Here is a 17587-nt window from a genome sequence, read left to right on the forward strand (position 1 = left end):
CCGGAGCAGGCAGAAGCGGTGAGAGCAGCCGTTAGCGTTAACACACCGGCGAAGAGCCGCCGGCGACGCGATGCGCTCATGAGTTCCCTTTCGAATGCAGGCGCGCCTCGTTCTCCTCGAAGAAGCGCAGGCAGAGCCACGTGTTGAGGTAAATCCACGCGCCGATGCTGATCAGCGGCGCGAGGAGGGGCGCCGCCGAGGTCGCGAAGGCGATAGCGGAGAGGGCTAGCAGCAACAGCACGGACGACGCCGGACGCATGAGCGCTAGCTGGGCCGCCTTGGGCCAGCAGGCCCGCAGCGGCAGGTCGTAATGCACGTACAGCGGCCCGACGTACGCCCCCGCACCTGCGAGTGCGATGAGCGAGACGAAGGTCGCGATCCGCAGGGCCCCCATGTCCGGGCCCAGCGCGGAGAAGTACAGGTAGTTGCCGATCAGCACGGTGGCGAGCACCGCCGCCGGCAGGACCAGCAACGAGGCCCGGACGAACTCCCGTCGGTAGACGGTCCAGAATTCTGTCCAAGCCTGAAACGATTCATTACGGGCATGCCGTCGAGCCATGGTGTAGGCGGCTACGGTGGCGGGCCCGAGCCCGAGGATCACGCCTCCAGCGAGGGTGAAAACGATCCACATCAGGTTCAGGCGAGCCGCCCAGATGAGCTCTGAGCAGGCAGCTTGAATCCTGATCGACATGGCGGGATGGTTCATCCGGCACCACCTTCTCGTGGCATGTGCACGGATACGGGGGTGGAGTGTTGCACCGTGGTTCCTGGCCAGTTACAAGCTAGTGAACGGCGGTTGGTGCGAAATTAGTGTTGAATCGACTCAAAGTCAATGACGAGATACGCGGAGATTTCCGTACTCTCCGATGAGCGGCGCCATCTGGCGAAACCCCATCTTGCCTCCAGCCAGGGCCGGACCGCCGATCGAGCCGTCGTCCTCCCAGCGGAACGAGACCAAATCGTTGACGGAGAACGTGATCTCCGGCCCCTTGACCTCGATGCGGACGGCGTAGGGACCCCGGGCGTCGAGCACCCCGGGCAGCGGGTCGGCACCCTGCGCGACCAGGTGAAACCCATGGCTCTTGCGCAGATTGCAGGTGTGCAGCGCGCGCTCCGACTCCCACATGCGGCGGAAGTAGGACACGTGATAGGCGTCGATGTCGCCGTGGTGGTACTGCTCGTACGGTCCGGTGCGCTCGGCCAGGCCGGGATCCAGGACGTCCTCGCCGTTCCTGCCCCGGGCGTGGAAGAACATGATCGCCAGCCCCGGCTCCCTGACCGGCCAGAAGTCCCATTCGATCCGCACGTCGGCGGGGAATTCCTGCGGACACCACAGGACCAGGTTGGCCGCCTGGCCCTCGGACGGCGGTCTCAGGCTCTCCAGGCGCATGCGGCCTTGGGGGAAGGAGACGGCTCCGTCTCCCTCCATCCGGAAACCCTCCAGGTCTTCGGGGCCGGCCAGGGGGTTGCGATAGAGCTCGGTCAAGTAAGCCTCCTGTGCGGTGGTCTCAGGTTGCGGTGACGCCGCGCACGGAACAGCCTCTCCACGGCACGCCGGCCGGGGATCCCGGCGGTCAGAGGTCGCGGCGCAGCGCGCTGGACTCCCTGATCACCAGGTCGGGCTGGAAGATGACCTGCCGGTGCCGATGCTGCTCAGGCTCGGCGACCTCTTCGAGCAGCAGGTCGATGGCCGTCCGCCCGAGCAGCTCACGCGGCTGCCTGATGGACGACAGGGGGACGGCGGCGGCCGCCGCGAAGTCGATGTCGTCGTAGCCGATGATGGCCAGGTCCTCGGGCACCCGTAGCCCGTGGGTGGCCATCGCTTGTAAGAACCCCAGCGCCATCATGTCGTTGGCGCAGAAGGCGGCGGTGGGCCTGTCCTCGGCGGGCAGGGCCGCCACCCGTTCGCCGATCGCCCGCCCCTCGGCCACGGTGAGCGTCGACGCGGCGGAGGTGAGCAGCTCGACGGCGCCGTCGGCAGCGGCGACGGCGCTGGTGACGCCCGCGCGCCGCTCCGCCACCTGTTTGATCGACGGCGGCCCGCCGACGAACATGATCCGCCGGTGCCCCCGCTCGATCAGATGGGCACCGGCGATCTGGCCGCCGAGCCGGTCGTCGACGGCCACCGAGCACTGCAGGCCCGTGGCCGGGCTGTCGACCAGCACCACGGGGGTGCCCCGGGCGACGAGCTCCTCCAGCCAGGGGCTCTCCATCTCGACAGGGGTGATCAGTATGCCCATGACCCGCTGCTGTTCGAGCTGGTCGAGGTGGCGGCGCTCGCGGCCGGGGTCGCCGGCGCTGTTGCAGAGCACCACCATCGAGTCGTGGTCGTCGGCCACCGATTCGGCGCCCTGGGCGACGTCCACGAAGAAGGGGTTGGACACGTCGAGCACGACGAGCCCGACGGTACGGCTGCGCCCGACCCGCAGGTGGCGGGCCACCTCATTGCGGACGAAGCCCAGTTTCTTGATTGCTTCGAAGACGCGTTCGCGTGTGGCGGGGGACACGATCTCCGGGCGGTTGAGCACATTGCTCACCGTGCCCACAGAGACGCGCGCCAGCTGCGCGACCTCCTTGATGTTCCTGGTCGCCATCGATCCTCACGAGGCCGTGCTGCTGTAAGTGCATGATCCGCTGCTTTCGGTGATCCGCTGGACGCGGTCGCACCGCACAGGTGCAGAAACCGCTGTCTGGGGTGGACCGCCGAAAGCGGCTGCACCGTGAACTCGCTCAGCATAGCGGCATTCAAGATTTTATTGAATCGTCTCAACCACACAGAACGGTCACGCCGGGCCACCGGGCGGCGGCGTCGCGGCGCCGGCCTTCATGCCGTCGAGCATCAGGCGCAGGTATCGCGCGGGCTGCGCCGCCACCGGCTCGGGCAGGTGGTCGGGGTGGCAGGTGAAGACGTTGAGCAGGTGGACGAGGTCCTCGACGCCGACGTCGGCGCGCATCGAGCCCTCGGCCTGAGCCCTGCGCACGAGCCCGTCGAACCGCTGCACCCACTGCGCCCGCATCCGCGCGAACTCGGAACGCTCCACGAACGCCTCCTCGGGCAGCTCGGCCAGCGCGGTGGCCAGCGCGGCGCGGCCCGGCTCCGCGGCCCAGGAGACGAAGTCCCAGATCGCGCTCCAGGCGTCGGAGGCGGTGCTCGCGGCCCGGTCGAGCGCTTCGGCCATCGTGTGGATGTAGTGGTCGCCGACGGCCGCGATCAGCGCGTGCCGGTCGGGGAAGCGGCGGTAGAGCGTGCCGACCCCGACACCCGCGCGCTTGGCGATGGCCTCCATGGGCGCGTTGACGCCGCGCTCGGACACCACCTCGGCGGCCGCGACGACGATCTTGTCCAGATTCCGCCTGGCATCAGCGCGCACGTACGACTCCAAAGTGGACGACTCGATTCCGGTTAGTGTAGCGTCCGGGCAACCGGAATTCGAGATTCCACTTAGGAGGACGACGATGATCGTGGTGACCGGTGCCACCGGCTCCATCGGACGGGCCCTCGTCGGGCGGCTGACGCGCTCCGGCGGGCACGACGTGCTCGCGGTGGTCCGCCGCCCGGCCGGGGATCTGGGCTGCGACCAGGCGCTGGGCGACTTCGACCAGCCCGAGAGCATCGGCGGGCTGCTGTCGCCCGGCGACCGCCTCTTCCTCAACAGCTCGCTGTGGCCCGGCTTCGCCGACGCCCACCGCGCGGTGATCGACCTGGCCGCCCGCGCGGGCGTGGCGCAGGTGGTGGCGGTGTCGGTGCGGGACGCCACGCCGGGCGCGAAGCTGGGCGGCGGCATGCACGGGACGGTCGACGCCCACCTGCGGAAGTCGGGCCTGCCGTACGCGATCCTCCAGCCGACCGGCTTCATGCAGAACCTGCCGCGCGAGGTGCGGGACGGCCGCTTCTACGGCTCGTACGGCCCCAAGCCGGTCAACTACATCGACACCCGCGACATCGCCGAGGTGGCGGCGGCACTGCTGACCCGCCCGGTGGCCGAATCCGGCGACCACGTGCTCACCGGGCCCGAGTCGCTGTCCCACGACCAGATCGCCGCCGCGATCAGCACCGCCATCGGCCACACGGTCCGGTACGTGAACCTGCCCGTCCCCGAGATGACCGCGCACCTGGAACGGCAGGGCATCCCGCAGCCGCACGCCGGCGACCTGGCCGAGCTGATGGCCGACACGGGCGACGGCCGATGGGCGACGACCACGACGGCGGTCGAGGACCTGACAGGCCGCCCGCCCCGCCCGCTGTCCGCCTTCCTCGCCGACCACAGAACCGCTTTCGTGGCCGACGGCCACAGAGCCGCTTTCGTGGCCGACGGCCACAGAGCCGCTTTCGTGGCCGACGGCCACAGGGCCTCATTCGCGGAAGACCACTCCGGCCAGGGGCGCACCGCGTCATAGCCGCGCGCTCACCCCGGGTCCACCACGCGGACGCGGACCGCCCTGAAGGTGGCCGGGGTCTCCCGCAGCACGGCCAGCCGCGGATCCGGCACCACCACGAACGGCTCGGTCTCCAGCGCGAGCAGCGGCGCGAGCCGCCGATCCGGCCGCAGGGCGTCCACCGCCCTGCGGTCCCCGCCCAGCACCATCCCGTCCAGCTCCCCCAGGTACGGCGACAGCACCCGCACCGCCGTCTCCACCGCGTCGTCGAAGACCTGGGCCGCCTGGTTCTTGCGCCGCCTGGCGAAGCGCTGCTGCGACCACCCGCCGGCCGCCGTACGCCCCTGCACCAGCCGCGACCCCACCTTCGACGCCACCAGCGCCGAGCCGTGGAAGACCCCCGCCGCGTAGCCGCCGAGCCGCACCAGGAAGACCCCCACCCGCCGCTCGGCCCCCGCATGGGCGACGAGCCGGGTGACGTGCGGCGGCCCCGGCTTCATCGGCGGGAACGGCACGTGCAGCTCGGCCAGCGCCCCGTCCTCCGCCACCAGGCGCACGACGCGCGCGTCGCCCGACGCGGAGAAGGGGCCGTGCCGCCCGGCGAACCCGTCGATCCACGGGTGCACCCGCTCCGGCGGCACCGTGACCCACCGGCCGCCGCCTCTGGCCGGACATGCGCTCATGCCCCGAAGGCTAGCCGAACTCCGTTCCCGCCCCAGCCTGGCGGGGAACCGAAGCGGAAATGTCGGTAAATTCTGTTTCGCGGGGCTTCTGGGGCGGCTGGGGCAGGAGCACCATCGGTATGTGTCCTCCCTGCTCACCAGCCCCATGGTGGATCTCGACACCGGTGCCGTGATCGCGCACCCGGCCGTCGTCGACTCCGCCGGCGTCCTCCGGGCCACTCCGCTGCCCATGGTGCTGGAGCTGCCCATCCGGGTGGTGCTGTCGGGCGCGGGCGCGCTGGCTCCCCTGCACGAGGCGCTCAGGCGGGCGGGGCGGCATCCGCGCGAGGCGATCCTGCTGCTCTCGGGACCGTGCCAGGAGCAGGACAGACGGCTGCTCAAGGTGGGGATCGACGGCCTGCGCACGATCGGCTACCTGATCGGCTTCGCGGACGTGGGCTCCGGCGGCGCGTCGCTGGACCTGGTCACGGACGCGGCCCCGTACCTGCTGGCCCTCGACCCCGAGCTGGTCGCGCGCATCCCCGGCGACCACCGCGCGGTCGCGGTGGCGCGGTCGGTGGTGACGCTGTCCCGCGGCATCGGCGCGCACGTGCTGGCCCCGGGCGTCGAACGCGAGCCGCAGCTCGCGGTGGCCCGCGGCCTCGGCGTGCGCCTCGCGCACGGCCCTCTGGTCGCCCCTGGACCCGACGGCAAGATACGGGTGCCGCTCCCGGTCGCCGAGGAGTCGCCGGACGCGGTCATGTTCGGCCCCCGCGTGCAGGAGCTGCTGCTGCCCGCCGTGACGCTGCCGGCCGGGGCCAAGGCGGAGGAGGTGGTCACCGCGTTCGGGCACGAGCCGACGATCACCAGCGTGATCCTGGTGGATGAGTTCCAGCGGCCCAAGGGCAGCCTGGACCGCAGCAGGTTCCTGCTGTCGTTCGCGGCCCGCTACGGCCACGCCCTGCACGGCTCGAAGCCGGCGCAGCGGCTGGCGGACCCGCCGCGCACGGTTCCGCGGACCACCCCGGCCATCGCCGCCATGCAGGCGGCCGGCCGGGACGCGCACCGGGTCTACGACGACCTGGTGGTGACCGACGAGCTGAACCGCTGCCTCGGCATCGTGCGCGTCTCCGACCTGATCAGGCAGGTGACCTCCATCAGGAGCTGATAACGACTCGCGGCCGGTGCTGGGCGGCGACGTGGCCCCCGGGATAGGAATGAGCCATGGACCGGCCGCTCGGCAGACGCGCCCTCATCGGACAGACGCTGCTCGGCGCGGGCCTGCTGGCCGGCGCGGGCGCGTGCACGGCGACCCCGGCGGCCCCAGCCACCCCGGCAGCCACCCCGGCGGCGGGCGGCGGCACGGACCCGGCGTTCGACCCGGCGGACTGGGCCTCCGTACGCGCGCAGTTCGCGATGGATCCGGCCTATGCGCAGTTCGCGGCGTTCGTGCTGGCGCCCGCCCCCGCACCGGTGCGCGCGGCGATCAGGACCCATCGCGACGCCCTCGACGCCGACCCCGAGTACACCCCGCAGGGCGGGCAGTCCCCCGACCAGACCGTGCGCGAGGCGGCGGCCCGCTACCTGGGCGCGGAGGCGGGCGGCATCGCGCTGACCGACAGCACCACGATGGGCCTCGGCCTGCTCTACTCCGGCATCCGGCTGCTCCCCGGGCAGGACGTGCTGACCACCGAGCACGACTTCCTGGCCACCCACGAGGGGCTGCGGCTGCTGGCCGGGCGCACGGGGGCGAAGGTGCGCAAGGTCAGGCTGTACGACGACCCGGCCACGGCCTCGGCCGACCGGATGGTGTCCGCCGTCAAGGCGGGGCTCGGCCCGCGCACGCGGGTGGTCGCGGTCACCTGGGTCCATTCCAGCACCGGCGTGCGCGTGCCCGTCCGCGCCATCGCCGACCTGCTGGCCGAGGCGAACAAGGGCCGCGACGAGCGCGACAGGGCGCTGCTGTGCGTGGACGGCGTGCACGGGTTCGGCGCGCTGGCCGACGGCGTGGCGGACCTGGGCTGCGACTTCCTGGCCAGCGGGACGCACAAGTGGCTGTTCGGGCCGCGCGGCACCGGCATCGTGTGGGGCCGGGCCTGGGACGCGGTCGCGCCGGTCATCGCCAGTTTCAGCGAGGCCTCGTTCGCCGCCTGGCAGGAGGGCAGGGAGCCGGCCGCGAGCACGGCCGAGCTGGTCACGCCCGGCGGGTTCAAGGCGTTCGAGCACCGGTGGGCGATGGCGCAGGCCTTCGGGTTCATGACGGCGATCGGCAAGGACCGCGTCCAGCGGCGCACCCAGGAGCTGGCCACCAGGCTCAAGGCGGGGCTGGCCGGGATCCCGCACGTCACGCTGGCCACGCCGCGCGCGCCCGAGCTGTCGGCCGGGCTGGTGTGCTGCTCGATCGAGGGCGTGCAGCCGTTCGAGGCGGTGCAGCGGCTGCACGCGGGGAAGGTGGTCGCGAGCACGACTCCGTACAACCCCTCGCTCCTGCGCTTCGGCACCAGTATCGTGACGAGCCCCGAGCAGGTGGATCAGGCGGTCAAGGTGGTGGAAGGGCTGCGATGAGCTGGGCGGAGCCGTACGGGCCGTTGATCGAGACCCGCGTGCGCCTGCTGACCTGGAACGTGTGGGGCGAATACGGCCCGCACGCCGAGCGCACCCGGCAGATCGAGAAGGTGGTGCGCGAGCTGGCCCCCGACGTGGTCGCGCTGCAGGAGTGGGCCGGCCAGTCGCTCGGCTACGAGCACTCCGCCGCGAGCTCGGGCGCCCTGCCGTGCGGGGTGCTGTCGCGCTGGCCGATCCTCCGGCACGAGGAGCGGCATCTGGCGGGCGGCGCGATGCCGGGCAGCGTGCTGTTCTGCGAGCTGGCGGGGCCGCGCGGGCCGTTACAGGTGTTCAGCGTGATCCTCGGCTCGTTCCGGCTGGACGAGTCCGAGGTGCGCCAGGCGCAGGTGCGGGCGCTGACGGCGTTCGTGGGCGAGGTGGCCTCGCGCCGGCATCCCGCGGTGGTGTGCGGCGACTTCAACGCGCCGCCCGACAGCGACGAGATCAGGATGCTGACCGGGCGCACGGCTCCCGGCACGCCCGGCGTGGTGTTCTACGACTCCTGGGAGGTGGCCGGCGACGGCGGTCCAGGACATACGTGGTGCAACGCCAATCCGTGGGCGCGCCCGGGGCTCTATCCCGACCGCCGTTTCGACTACGTCCTGAGCGCCTGGCCGCGCGCCGGGGGCGCGGGCCACCCGGTGCGCTGCGAGGTGGCGGGCGACAGGCCGCAACCGGCCTCCGACCACTACGCCGTGCTGGCCGAGCTGCGCTACTGACCGCCGGCGGCTAGACCCAGCCCTGGGCCTTGGCCCGCTGCACGGCCTCGATGCGGTTGCGGGCGTGCGTCTTCTGGATGGCCGAGGACAGATAGTTGCGCACGGTCCCCTCCGACAGGTGCAGCCGCCTGGCGATGTCGCCGATCGTCGAGCCGTCGGCCGCGGCCGCCAGCACGTCGCGCTCGCGCGCCGACAGCGGGTTGGGCCCGGCGCTGAGCGCCGCCGCGGCCAGCGCGGGGTCGATGACCCGCTCCCCCGCGTGCACGCGCCGGATGGCCGCCGCGAGCTCCCTGGCCGGGCTGTCCTTGACCATGAACGCCACCGCGCCCGCCTCCATCGCCGTGCGCAGGTATCCGGGCCGCCCGAACGTCGTCAGGATCATCACCCGGCAGCCCGTCACCTGGGCGGTGATCTCGGCCCCGGCGGTGAGCCCGTCCATCACGGGCATCTCGATGTCGAGCAGCGCGATGTCGGGCCGCACCTTGGCGGCGACGGCGACGGCCTCCGCGCCGTTCGCGGCCTCGCCGACGACCTCGATGTCGGGCTCCAGGCCGAGCAGGGAGGCCAGCGCGCCGCGCACCATGCCCTGGTCCTCCGCGAGCAGCACCCGGATCATGCGCGCGCCTTCGCGCCGGCCGGGACGAGCAGCCTGAGGTGGTGCCCGCCGCCGGGCCGCGGCCCGGCGGTCATCGTGCCGCCCGCGTCCGCCGCCCGCTCGCCGAGGCCGCGCAGCCCGCTGCCCGGCGTGTACGGCTCGACGCCGCCCTTGCCGTTGTCCACGATCTCCAGGATGGCCTCCCCGCCCTCGTACGTCACCTTGATCTCGCACGTCGTGGCCCGTGCGTGCCGCACGACGTTCGTGGTGCCCTCGCGCACGGCCCACCCGAACAGCCCGTCGAGCGGGGCCGGCAGCGGCGTCCCCGCGACGCGCACCTGCTCGCGCACGCCCGCCGCGCGCAGCACGGCCCTGGCGCCGTCGATCTCCTCCGGCAGGCTGCGCTGCCGCCAGCCGGTGACCGCCTCGCGCACCTCCGTCAGCGCCTTCCTGGCCACGGTCTCGATGTCCGCCATCTCCTTGCGGGCCTGCGGCGACTCCTCCGCCAGCCGCCCGGCCAGCTCGCTCTTGAGCACGATCAGCGACAGGCTGTGGCCCAGCAGGTCGTGCAGGTCGCGGGCGATGCGCAGCCGCTCCTCCGTCACGGCCAGCCTGGCCACCTCGTCCTGGGCCAGCCGGAGCTTGACGTTGAGCACCCTGCTGTTGCGGACGCTGATGAACAGCACGCCGAGCGTCACCACCTGGAACGCCAGGACGATGATGCCTTCGAGCTCGCTGTGGTTGATGATGCCCGCGACGATGACGACGGCCAGGTTGGCCAGCATGGCCCACAGCGCGAGCGCGGGCGGCAGCGTGAATCCGTACAGGACGACGGTGTAGACGGGCAGGCTGAGCCAGGAGCCGCCGAAGACCAGCGCGCCGGTCACGCCGAGGGCGGTGGTGAGCGCGAGCAGCGGATAGGTCCAGCGGCCCCGCTCCAGGAAGCTCTTCACGCTCAGCACCGTGGCCAGGAACGCGGCGACGAAGGTGAGGAGCAGCACGCCCGCCCAGATCGCCCGGGCCCCGGTGAGCACGCCCACCACGATCTCCGTGACGGGGAAGACGAGGTAGACCAGGCCGACGGAGATGCCGAGCAGCCGCCGCCCGCGCGACGGCGTGTCCTCGTCCCCGGCGAAGCTGATCCGTTCGGCGAAGCTCATGCCCGAACAGTAGCCCGGCGGTAGAGGTAGACCGCCACGCCGCCGAGCCCCAGCGCCCACCCGGCGAGGACGAGGAGATCCGTCATGGGCAGGCCGTGGCCGCCGACCACGCTCCAGCCGAGCGCGGCGTAGTGGAAGGAGGGGGTCAGCCCCGCGATGGTCTTCATGGTGGCGCCGAGGATCTCGGGCGGGAACCACAGGCCGCCGGCCAGCGCCAGCGCGAACATGCAGAGCATGGCCGCGGGCTGGGCGGCGTCGGCCGACAGCACCGACCCGATCGCCAGGCCGAGCGCGACGAAGGGGACGGTTCCGAGCCACAGGGTGATCAGCAGCAGCGCCCACCGGCCGGGCGGCAGCGACACGCCCTGCTGCACGATCGCGACCAGGCTGACCAGCAGCAGGGAGGGCAGCACGAGCACCATCGCGGCGACCAGCTTGGTGACGATGATCGCCCAGTTCGGCAGCGGGGTGATCTGGAGCTGGCGCAGCCAGCCGGACTGGCGTTCCGTGGCCCAGGGCACGGCGGAGCTCATCATGGACGAGGCCAGCGCGCCGTAGGCGGCCATCGACACCATCAGCCCGACGCTGTAGCTGACGCCGGACTCGTCGACCTGATCGCCGTAGATGTTGGCGTTGATCAGGTAGAGGACGACGGGGAAGACGACCACGAAGATGAGGTAGCGCCGGTTGCGCAGCATGCGCAGGGCTTCGGTTCTGCCGTAGTAGAGCATCAGGACTCCCTGGTGATCGCGAGGAAGGCGGCTTCGAGGTCGGCGCCGGACAGGTGCAGGTCGCGCACGTCGAGCGTGGTGCCCCGGTAGAGCCCGGCGACGGTGGCGTCCGTGTCGGAGGTGTGCAGCGTGACGACGCCCGCGGAGACCTCGACGGCGCTGACGCCCGGGAGCGTGCCGAGCCCGGCGGCGGGCTGCTCCCCGAGGGCGAAGCGGACGGTCTGCCCGCCGACGCCCCGCTTGATCTCGGCGGCGGTGCCGTCGGCGGCCACCCGGCCCCTGGCGATGACGATCACCCGGTCGGAGTGCTCGTCGGCCTCCTCCAGATAGTGGGTCGCGAACAGCACGGTCCTGCCGCCCGCCGCGTAGTCGTGCATGCCGGCCCAGAACCGCAGCCTGGACTCCACGTCCATGGCCGCGGTCGGCTCGTCGAGCAGCAGGATCCTGGGCGCGCCCGCCATCGCCAGGGCGAACCTGACCCGCTGGGCCTGGCCGCCGGACAGCTTGCCGGCCCGCCGCCCGGCCAGGGCGGTCAGGTCGGCCAGCTCCAGGATCTCGCCCAGCTCCAGCGGGTTCGGGTAGAGCCTGCGTACCAGGTCGACGAGCTCTTTGACGGACAGCTCCGGGATGAGCGCGCCGTCCTGGAGCATGGCGCCCAGCTCGCCGTCCTTGACGGCCTGGGCGGGGGTGCGGCCGTGGATGGAGATCGTGCCCTGGGTGGGCGCGAGCAGGCCGAGCAGCAGGTTGATGGAGGTCGACTTGCCGGCCCCGTTCGGGCCCAGCAGGGCCACGGTCCTGCCCGGCTCGATGGCGAGCGAGAGGTCGTCGACGGCGAGCACGTCCCCGTAGTGCTTGCTGACGTTGTCGAACACGATGGCGTTCATGGGGAAAACGCTAGGGCCGGGGATCTGGCGGGGTCAGTGCGTTCCTTCCGGGGTTGGCCGTGACATTTGTCAGGCCACCCGGCTCACCAGGCCGGTGTCGAGGCTGTAGTACGCGCCGATCACGGTGGCGGCGGCGTACAGGATGGGGTCGGCTCTCAGGCGGGCGACGGTGCGCAGGATGTGGGTGCGGACCATGGGCTCGACCTGGCCGTCCGAGGTGGCGTAGGCGGGTTCGAGGGCGGCGACGATGGCGGGCAGCTCGCCGGGGAGCGTCTGCCGCGTGCGTAAGGCGCGGGCGGCCGCCGTGACCGCGCCGCAGCGCTGATGACCGAGCACGACGACGAGGCGGGCTCTCAGGTCCTGCGGGCCGTACTGGACGGCCGCGGTGACCAGGGAGTCGAGCGTGTGCGCCGCCGTGCGCACGACCAGCAGGTCGCCGAGCCCGGCGTCGAACACCACCTCGGGCGGCACCCGCGAGTCGATGCAGGACAGCACCACCGCGCGCGGCGACTGACCGGCCGCCACCTGTCTCCTGTGTTCGGGGTCCTGGCGCGGGCGGCGGGACGTGCCCGCGGCCCAGCGCCGGTTGCCCTGCTCCAATAACGCCCACATGTGCCTGGCAGCACCACGCCAGGCGATCGGTTCGTCACGCACGGCTGCGATATGCCCGCCGGGCCCCCGCTCGCGCACAGGCCTGGCGGGCAGATGTCAGAGGCGGCAGGCGTAGATGTCGGTGACCAGGATGGCTCTTGCGCCGATGTCCCAGAGCTGGTCCATCACCTGCTGGTGGCCCTTGCGCCGGACCATGGCGCGCACCGCGACCCAGCCCTCGCGGTGCAGCGGGGAGACCGTGGGGCCCTCCATGCCGGGCGTGAGCGCGATGGCCTCCTCGATCCGCTCCGCGCGGATGTCGTAGTCCATCATGACGAAGTCGCGGGCGTGCACGACGCCCTGGATGCGGCGGACGAGCTGCCCGGCTCCGGGCGTCTCCGGCGTGCTCTGCCGCTTGATCAGCACGGCCTCCGACCGCATGATCGGGTCGCCGAACACCTCCAGGCCGACGTTGCGCAGCGTCGTGCCGGTCTCGACCACGTCGGCGACCGCGTCGGCCACGCCGAGCCTGATGGCGGTCTCGACGGCGCCGTCCAGCTTGATCACCCGGGCGTCGACGCCCTGGTCGGACAGGTATTTGTCGAGCAGCCCGGCGTAGGAGGTGGCGATCCGCTGGCCGTCGAGGTCCTTGACCGACGACATCGTGCCCGCCAGGGCGGCCAGGCGGAAGGTGGAGCCGCCGAAGCCGAGCGGCATGATCTCCTCGACCGGCGCGCCGGAGTCGATCAGCATGTCCCTGCCGGTGATGCCGACGTCGAGGGTGCCCTCTCCGACGTAGACGGCGATGTCGCGGGGCCGCAGGAAGAACAGCTCGCAGCCGTTGTCCTCGTCGACGACGACGAGCTCCTTGCTGTCCCGGCGGGAGCGGTAGCCGGCCTCTTTGAGCATGTGCTGGGCGGCTTCGCTGAGCGCGCCCTTGTTGGGTACTGCCAGACGCAGCATGTCAGGTCCTTCTTTTTGTCTCGCTGTCGCTTCTCCAGGGCTGGCGGTGGCGGGCGCGCGGCGCCCTAGAGATGCTTGTAGACCTGGTCGAGCCCGATGCCCTTGGCGATCATGAGCACCTGCACGTGGTAGAGGAGCTGAGAGATCTCCTCGGCGGCCCTGTCGTCTGACTCGTGCTCGGCGGCCATCCAGCTCTCGGCGGCCTCCTCGACGACCTTCTTGCCGATGGCATGGACGCCCGCGTCGAGCGCGGCCACGGTGCCCGAGCCCGCGGGCCTGGTCGTGGCCTTCTCTGACAGCTCGGCGAACAGCTCTTCGAAGGTCTTCATGGTCTCTCTCGTCGGTCGGCTGACGTGCCTGTTAAGCCTAGTCTGCGTGAGAGGGTGGCGCCGCCCCGCGTCCGCCACGCGAGACGGCGCTTTCTTCGGCCCAGCGCCTTGCGGGCTCCTGCGGTCTTCTCCACCCGGCGAAGGACACGCCGGCGGCGCTCAGCTCCGGCGGGCCGGCTCGCTTTCCCGCAGCACGCACCGGACGAGGTGCTCCTCGCCATGGACGGCGATCTCGTCCGCGCACGCGTCCACGGCGTGCGGGCAGCGCGTCCTGAACAGGCATCCGTCCGTCACCGGCGGCCCGGTCCCGCGCTCCCGGCGCGGCTCCCGCCGGCGCCCCGGAGCCTCGTGCGCCGCCCAGGGGTCGGGGGCGGCCTCGGCGAGCAGCTGGGTGTACGGGTGCCCGGGCGCGAGGATGACGTCGTCGGCCGGGCCACGCTCGACGATCTGCCCGCGGTACATGACCATGATGTCGCGGGCGAAGTGCCGTGCGGTGGCCAGGTCGTGGGTGACGTAGAGGACGGCCAGGTCCTCCTCCCGCTTGAGCCGGTCGATCAGGTTGAGTATCTCCAGCCTGATCGACACGTCCAGCATGGAGACCGGCTCGTCGGCCAGCAGCACCTTCGGACGCGGCGCCAGCGCCCTGGCGATCGCGACCCGCTGCCGCTGGCCGCCGGACAGCTCGTGCGGATACCTGCGGGCGTACGCGGCGGGCAGGTTCACCCGTTCCAGCAGCTCCTCCGCAGTGCCCGGCTGCTTGTGGATCTCCAGCGGGCGGCGCAGGCAGTAGCCGATCGTGTGGGCCGGGTTGAGCGACCCGAACGGGTCCTGGAAGACCATCTGGACGTCCTTGCGGTAGTCGGAGGTCTCCAGCAGGATCTCGCCCGAGGTGGGCCTGACCAGCCTGGCCAGCATGCGCGCGATCGTGGACTTGCCGCTGCCGCTCTCCCCCACGAGCGCCGTGGTCGCGCCCGAGGTCAGCTCGAAGGAGACGTCGTCGACCGCCTTGAGCCACTCCTTCCTGGCCAGCTTGAAGGTCTTGCTCAGGTGGCTGACGGTCATCGACGTCACGGGGTCACCTCGTGCTCGGCGGGTTCGAAGCGCCGCTCCAGCAGGCGCCGGTCGGGGCGGGCGGGATGCGGCCCGCGGTCGTACTGCAGGCAGGCCACCAGGGAGTCCTGGACGGCGCCGAGCTCGGGCTCGTGGGTGTGGCAGCCCTCGAACGCGTACGGGCAGCGGGGCGCGAACGAGCAGCCCGGCCGCTCCTCGGCCAGGTCGGGCGGGCTGCCGGGGATGCCGTGCAGCTCCTGGCGCGCGCCGCGCAGGCGGGGGAAGGAGCTGAGCAGGCCGACGGTGTAGGGGTGGCGGGGGTTGAGCAGGGTGTCCCTGCTGGTGCCGTACTCGACGATGCGGCCGCCGTACATGATGGCGAGCTGGTCGCTGATCTCCAGCAGCATCGACAGGTCGTGGGTGATGAAGACGACGGCGAAGCCGAACCGCTCGCGCAGCCGGTCGATCTCCTCCAGGATGTCGCGCTGCACGACCACGTCCAGCGCCGTGGTGGGCTCGTCCAGGACGATCACGTCGGGGTTGAGCGCCATCGCCATCGCGATCAGCACCCGCTGCCGCATGCCGCCGGACAGCTCGTGCGGGTAGGCGCCGATGCGTGCCGGGTCGATGCCGACCAGGTCGAGCAGCTCGCGGCAGCGCTCCTCCCGCTCACGCCGCGACATGGACGGCTCGTGGGTGGTGAAGACGTCGTGGAGCTGGCGGCGGACGCTGAGCACGGGGTTGAGCGCGTTCATGGCGCTCTGGAAGACCATGGCCACCCGCCGCCAGCGGAAGCGCCGCAGCGCCTCGTCCTCCAGGGCGAGGACGTCGACCGGGTCGCCGCCCGCCGGATGGAAGACGACCTCGCCGGCGGTGGTGCGGCCGGGCGGCTGCAGCAGCCGGTTGATCGCGTACGCCAGCGTGGACTTGCCGCAGCCGCTCTCGCCGGCGATGCCGAGCACCTGGCCGCGGCCCAGCTCGAAGCTGACGTCGCGGACCGCCCGGGTCGTGCCGTAGGCCACGCTCAGTCCGCGTACGGACAGGACGGGGTCGCTCACGCGGCGGCCCCCTTTCGCAGTCGCGGGTTCATCAGCTCGTCGATGCTGAAGTTGATCAGGGACAGCCCGGTGCCGAGCGCGGCGATGAACAGCCCCGGCGGCACGAACCACCACCAGGCGCCCATCGACAGGGCGGAGCCGTTCTGGGCGAAGTAGAGCATCCCGCCCCAGGAGGCGACCGTGCCGCCGCCCAGGCCGAGCGCGGACAGCCCGGACTCGGTGAGGATCGCGCCGATCACCGCCCAGACGAACCCGGAGGCGATGACGGGGGTCAGGTTCGGCAGGATCTGGAAGACCATGATCCGCCAGCCCGGCTCGCCGCTCACCCGGGCCGCGTCCACGTAGTCGCGGCTGCGCAGCGACATGACCTGCGAGCGGATCACCCGCGACGGGCCCGCCCAGGTGATCAGCGAGATGATCAGCGCGTACGTGAACGGCCCGCTGTCCTCGACGTAGTCGGCGACCAGGATCAGCAGCGGCAGCGTGGGGATCACCAGCGTGACGTTGCTGAGCAGGGAGAACCCCTCGTCCAGCCAGCCGCCGACATAGCCGCCGACCACGCCGACGACCAGCGAGGCGGCCGTGGCCAGCACCCCGGCGACCACGCCGATCAGCATCGACCCGCGCGTGGCGGTCAGGAGCTGGCCCAGCACGCTCTGCCCGGTGTCGGTGGAGCCGAGCCACAGGTCCGCCGACGGCGGGTCCAGCCGGCCGCCCACGAGGGCTTCAGGATCGCCCGCCAGCAGGGGCCCGGCGACGGCCAGCACGGCGAAGAAGCCGACGATCGCCAGGCCGGCGGCGAGCTTGCGCGACCTCGGCAGGCCGAGCAGCCGGTCGGGGGGCGCTGCCGGAATCACAACAGCGGTCATGATCTCAGGCCGCCTTCCGCACTCGGGGGTCGATCAGCCCGTACAGCAGGTCGACCAGGAGGTTGGCGGCCAGCACGGCCACCGAGATCATCAGGAAGATGCCCTGCATCAGCGGGTAGTCGGCGCTGCCGACCGCCTGGAGCAGGGCGAAGCCCACGCCGGGATAGGAGAAAACCACCTCCGTGGCGACCTGGCCGCCGACGAAGAAGCCGAGCGTGATCGCGAACCCGGTCACGCTGGGCAGCACGGCGTTGCGGGCGGCGTAGGCGATCATCACCCGGCGCGGGCGCAGCCCCTTGGCCTGCGCCATGACCACGTAGTCCGCGGCCATGGTCGAGACCATCATGTTGCGCATGCCCAGCATCCACCCCGCGATGCCCGAGATCACCAGCGTCAGCGCGGGCAGCGCGCCGTGGTAGAGCACGCTGCCGAGGAAGTCGCCGGTGAACCCCATGCGCACGCGGGCGTAGTCGTAGGCGCCGTTGAGCGGGAACCAGCCGAGCGCGCCGCCGAGGAAGTACAGCAGGAGCAGGGCCAGCCAGAAGTACGGGATCGCGGCCAGGAACGTGGTGGACGGGATCAGCCCGTCCAGCCAGCTCCCCCGCCGCCAGCCGGCCACCATGCCCAGCCCCACGCCCAGCCCGATCGTGATCAGCAGCGAGATCGAGACCAGGCCGAGCGTCCAGGGCATCGCCTGCCCGATCACCGTGGTGACCGGGGTCGGATAGTAGGTGACCGAGGTGCCCATGTCGCCGATGGCCAGGTGACGCAGGTAGGCCAGGTACTGCAGCCACAGCGGCTCGTCGCTGACCCCGAACATCACCTCCAGGGTCTTGCGGAACTCCGGGGGCGGCGGCTGCCTGGACTGGAACCGCGCCATGATGATGTCGACCGGGTTGCCCCTGATCAGCCGCGGGATGAGGAAGTTGATCGTCAGTGCCGCCCACAGCGCCACCGTGTAGAAGCCGAGCTTGCGCCACAGGTATGCCATGCGA

Annotated in this window: 20 protein-coding genes; 4 read left to right on the forward strand and 16 right to left on the reverse strand. The window is 71.8% G+C overall.

Translation table 11 applies throughout. The annotated features are described in order from the left end of the window. Window positions 1-76: 76 nt before the first annotated feature. From ABEA43_RS52800 to ABEA43_RS52815, 4 genes are all read right to left on the reverse strand, one after another. Window positions 77-706: a YesL family protein gene (locus ABEA43_RS52800; protein ID WP_345574200.1), complete on the reverse strand. Its 630-nt coding sequence runs from the start codon at window positions 704-706 to the stop codon at window positions 77-79. Window positions 707-829: 123 nt separating this feature from the next. Beyond that, a complete protein-coding gene (locus tag ABEA43_RS52805; RefSeq protein ID WP_345574202.1) occupies window positions 830-1486 on the reverse strand; it encodes a DUF1961 family protein in 657 nt (218 codons plus the stop codon). A gap of 88 nt (window positions 1487-1574) precedes the next feature. Next, window positions 1575-2594, reverse strand: coding sequence for a LacI family DNA-binding transcriptional regulator (locus ABEA43_RS52810; RefSeq protein WP_345574204.1), 1020 nt, complete (start codon window positions 2592-2594; stop codon window positions 1575-1577). A 189-nt stretch (window positions 2595-2783) separates the two neighbouring features. After that, window positions 2784-3371, reverse strand: coding sequence for a TetR/AcrR family transcriptional regulator (locus ABEA43_RS52815; protein WP_345574206.1), 588 nt, complete (start codon window positions 3369-3371; stop codon window positions 2784-2786). 85 nt (window positions 3372-3456) lie between these two features. On the opposite strand from ABEA43_RS52815, the gene ABEA43_RS52820 reads away from it, so the two are divergent. Next, entirely contained in the window at window positions 3457-4398 is a 942-nt protein-coding gene (locus ABEA43_RS52820) for an NmrA family NAD(P)-binding protein (RefSeq protein ID WP_345574208.1), read from the forward strand. A gap of 8 nt (window positions 4399-4406) precedes the next feature. Here the strand turns inward: ABEA43_RS52820 and ABEA43_RS52825 are convergent, their stop codons facing one another. Further along, a complete protein-coding gene (locus tag ABEA43_RS52825; protein ID WP_345574211.1) occupies window positions 4407-5060 on the reverse strand; it encodes an acVLRF1 family peptidyl-tRNA hydrolase in 654 nt (217 codons plus the stop codon). Between the two features lie 121 nt (window positions 5061-5181). Here ABEA43_RS52825 and ABEA43_RS52830 point away from each other — a divergent pair, with 121 nt between their 5' ends. From ABEA43_RS52830 to ABEA43_RS52840, 3 genes are read left to right on the forward strand one after another with little or no spacing between them, the layout of a single operon-like run. Then, entirely contained in the window at window positions 5182-6207 is a 1026-nt protein-coding gene (locus ABEA43_RS52830; RefSeq protein WP_345574212.1) for an EAL domain-containing protein, read from the forward strand. Window positions 6208-6263: 56 nt separating this feature from the next. Beyond that, on the forward strand, window positions 6264-7604 hold the full coding sequence (locus ABEA43_RS52835; RefSeq protein WP_345574214.1) for an aminotransferase class V-fold PLP-dependent enzyme: 1341 nt from the start codon (window positions 6264-6266) through the stop codon (window positions 7602-7604). After that, on the forward strand, window positions 7601-8362 hold the full coding sequence (locus ABEA43_RS52840) for an endonuclease/exonuclease/phosphatase family protein (RefSeq protein WP_345574216.1): 762 nt from the start codon (window positions 7601-7603) through the stop codon (window positions 8360-8362). The genes ABEA43_RS52835 and ABEA43_RS52840 overlap by 4 nt, the downstream gene beginning before the upstream one ends. 10 nt (window positions 8363-8372) lie before the next feature. Here the strand turns inward: ABEA43_RS52840 and ABEA43_RS52845 are convergent, their stop codons facing one another. The 11 genes from ABEA43_RS52845 to ABEA43_RS52895 all read right to left on the reverse strand — a co-directional run bounded on the left by ABEA43_RS52845 (window position 8373) and on the right by ABEA43_RS52895 (window position 17583). After that, window positions 8373-8978, reverse strand: a complete 606-nt coding sequence (locus ABEA43_RS52845) for a response regulator transcription factor (RefSeq protein WP_345574218.1) — start codon at window positions 8976-8978, stop codon at window positions 8373-8375. Continuing rightward, on the reverse strand, window positions 8975-10117 hold the full coding sequence (locus tag ABEA43_RS52850; protein WP_345574220.1) for a sensor histidine kinase: 1143 nt from the start codon (window positions 10115-10117) through the stop codon (window positions 8975-8977). The genes ABEA43_RS52845 and ABEA43_RS52850 overlap by 4 nt, the downstream gene beginning before the upstream one ends. Further along, window positions 10114-10848: an ABC transporter permease gene (locus tag ABEA43_RS52855; RefSeq protein ID WP_345574222.1), complete on the reverse strand. Its 735-nt coding sequence runs from the start codon at window positions 10846-10848 to the stop codon at window positions 10114-10116. Before ABEA43_RS52855 ends, ABEA43_RS52850 begins: the two co-directional genes overlap by 4 nt. Then, window positions 10848-11732 (reverse strand): ABC transporter ATP-binding protein, encoded by an 885-nt coding sequence (locus ABEA43_RS52860; RefSeq protein ID WP_345574224.1) that lies wholly within the window; start codon window positions 11730-11732, stop codon window positions 10848-10850. The genes ABEA43_RS52855 and ABEA43_RS52860 overlap by 1 nt, the downstream gene beginning before the upstream one ends. Window positions 11733-11801: 69 nt before the next feature. Then, on the reverse strand, window positions 11802-12386 hold the full coding sequence (locus tag ABEA43_RS52865) for a carbonic anhydrase (protein ID WP_345574226.1): 585 nt from the start codon (window positions 12384-12386) through the stop codon (window positions 11802-11804). 54 nt (window positions 12387-12440) lie between these two features. Beyond that, the gene (gene hisG, locus ABEA43_RS52870; RefSeq protein WP_345574228.1) at window positions 12441-13286 is read right to left on the reverse strand and encodes an ATP phosphoribosyltransferase; all 846 of its coding nucleotides are present in this window, start codon (window positions 13284-13286) and stop codon (window positions 12441-12443) included. A gap of 65 nt (window positions 13287-13351) precedes the next feature. Next, window positions 13352-13615 carry a phosphoribosyl-ATP diphosphatase gene (locus tag ABEA43_RS52875; RefSeq protein WP_132516046.1) on the reverse strand — a complete coding sequence of 88 codons (264 nt, stop codon included), beginning with the start codon at window positions 13613-13615 and terminating at the stop codon, window positions 13352-13354. A 159-nt stretch (window positions 13616-13774) separates the two neighbouring features. Continuing rightward, window positions 13775-14677, reverse strand: a complete 903-nt coding sequence (locus ABEA43_RS52880; protein ID WP_345574407.1) for an ABC transporter ATP-binding protein — start codon at window positions 14675-14677, stop codon at window positions 13775-13777. A gap of 5 nt (window positions 14678-14682) precedes the next feature. Beyond that, window positions 14683-15723: an ABC transporter ATP-binding protein gene (locus tag ABEA43_RS52885; protein ID WP_345574234.1), complete on the reverse strand. Its 1041-nt coding sequence runs from the start codon at window positions 15721-15723 to the stop codon at window positions 14683-14685. Continuing rightward, a complete protein-coding gene (locus tag ABEA43_RS52890) occupies window positions 15720-16592 on the reverse strand; it encodes an ABC transporter permease (RefSeq protein WP_345574236.1) in 873 nt (290 codons plus the stop codon). The genes ABEA43_RS52885 and ABEA43_RS52890 overlap by 4 nt, the downstream gene beginning before the upstream one ends. Before the next feature lie 4 nt (window positions 16593-16596). Beyond that, window positions 16597-17583 (reverse strand): ABC transporter permease, encoded by a 987-nt coding sequence (locus ABEA43_RS52895; protein WP_345574238.1) that lies wholly within the window; start codon window positions 17581-17583, stop codon window positions 16597-16599. Between the last annotated feature and the right edge of the window lie 4 nt (window positions 17584-17587).

Origin of the sequence: Nonomuraea rosea (assembly GCF_039539705.1) — a bacterium.
Taxonomy (GTDB): domain Bacteria; phylum Actinomycetota; class Actinomycetes; order Streptosporangiales; family Streptosporangiaceae; genus Nonomuraea; species Nonomuraea rosea.

Excerpts from the sequence above, each read along its gene's own strand:
- ABEA43_RS52835 (WP_345574214.1), top strand. The coding sequence starts at position 6,264 with ATGGACCGGCCGCTCGGCAGACGCGCCCTCATCGGACAGACGCTGCTC.
- ABEA43_RS52810 (WP_345574204.1), bottom strand. The coding sequence starts at position 2,594 with ATGGCGACCAGGAACATCAAGGAGGTCGCGCAGCTGGCGCGCGTCTCT.
- ABEA43_RS52820 (WP_345574208.1), top strand. The coding sequence starts at position 3,457 with ATGATCGTGGTGACCGGTGCCACCGGCTCCATCGGACGGGCCCTCGTC.
- ABEA43_RS52850 (WP_345574220.1), bottom strand. The coding sequence starts at position 10,117 with ATGAGCTTCGCCGAACGGATCAGCTTCGCCGGGGACGAGGACACGCCG.
- hisG (WP_345574228.1), bottom strand. The coding sequence starts at position 13,286 with ATGCTGCGTCTGGCAGTACCCAACAAGGGCGCGCTCAGCGAAGCCGCC.
- ABEA43_RS52890 (WP_345574236.1), bottom strand. The coding sequence starts at position 16,592 with ATGACCGCTGTTGTGATTCCGGCAGCGCCCCCCGACCGGCTGCTCGGC.
- ABEA43_RS52840 (WP_345574216.1), top strand. The coding sequence starts at position 7,601 with ATGAGCTGGGCGGAGCCGTACGGGCCGTTGATCGAGACCCGCGTGCGC.
- ABEA43_RS52800 (WP_345574200.1), bottom strand. The coding sequence starts at position 706 with ATGAACCATCCCGCCATGTCGATCAGGATTCAAGCTGCCTGCTCAGAG.
- ABEA43_RS52895 (WP_345574238.1), bottom strand. The coding sequence starts at position 17,583 with ATGGCATACCTGTGGCGCAAGCTCGGCTTCTACACGGTGGCGCTGTGG.
- ABEA43_RS52875 (WP_132516046.1), bottom strand. The coding sequence starts at position 13,615 with ATGAAGACCTTCGAAGAGCTGTTCGCCGAGCTGTCAGAGAAGGCCACG.
- ABEA43_RS52855 (WP_345574222.1), bottom strand. The coding sequence starts at position 10,848 with ATGCTCTACTACGGCAGAACCGAAGCCCTGCGCATGCTGCGCAACCGG.
- ABEA43_RS52860 (WP_345574224.1), bottom strand. The coding sequence starts at position 11,732 with ATGAACGCCATCGTGTTCGACAACGTCAGCAAGCACTACGGGGACGTG.
- ABEA43_RS52845 (WP_345574218.1), bottom strand. The coding sequence starts at position 8,978 with ATGATCCGGGTGCTGCTCGCGGAGGACCAGGGCATGGTGCGCGGCGCG.
- ABEA43_RS52880 (WP_345574407.1), bottom strand. The coding sequence starts at position 14,677 with ATGACCGTCAGCCACCTGAGCAAGACCTTCAAGCTGGCCAGGAAGGAG.
- ABEA43_RS52825 (WP_345574211.1), bottom strand. The coding sequence starts at position 5,060 with ATGAGCGCATGTCCGGCCAGAGGCGGCGGCCGGTGGGTCACGGTGCCG.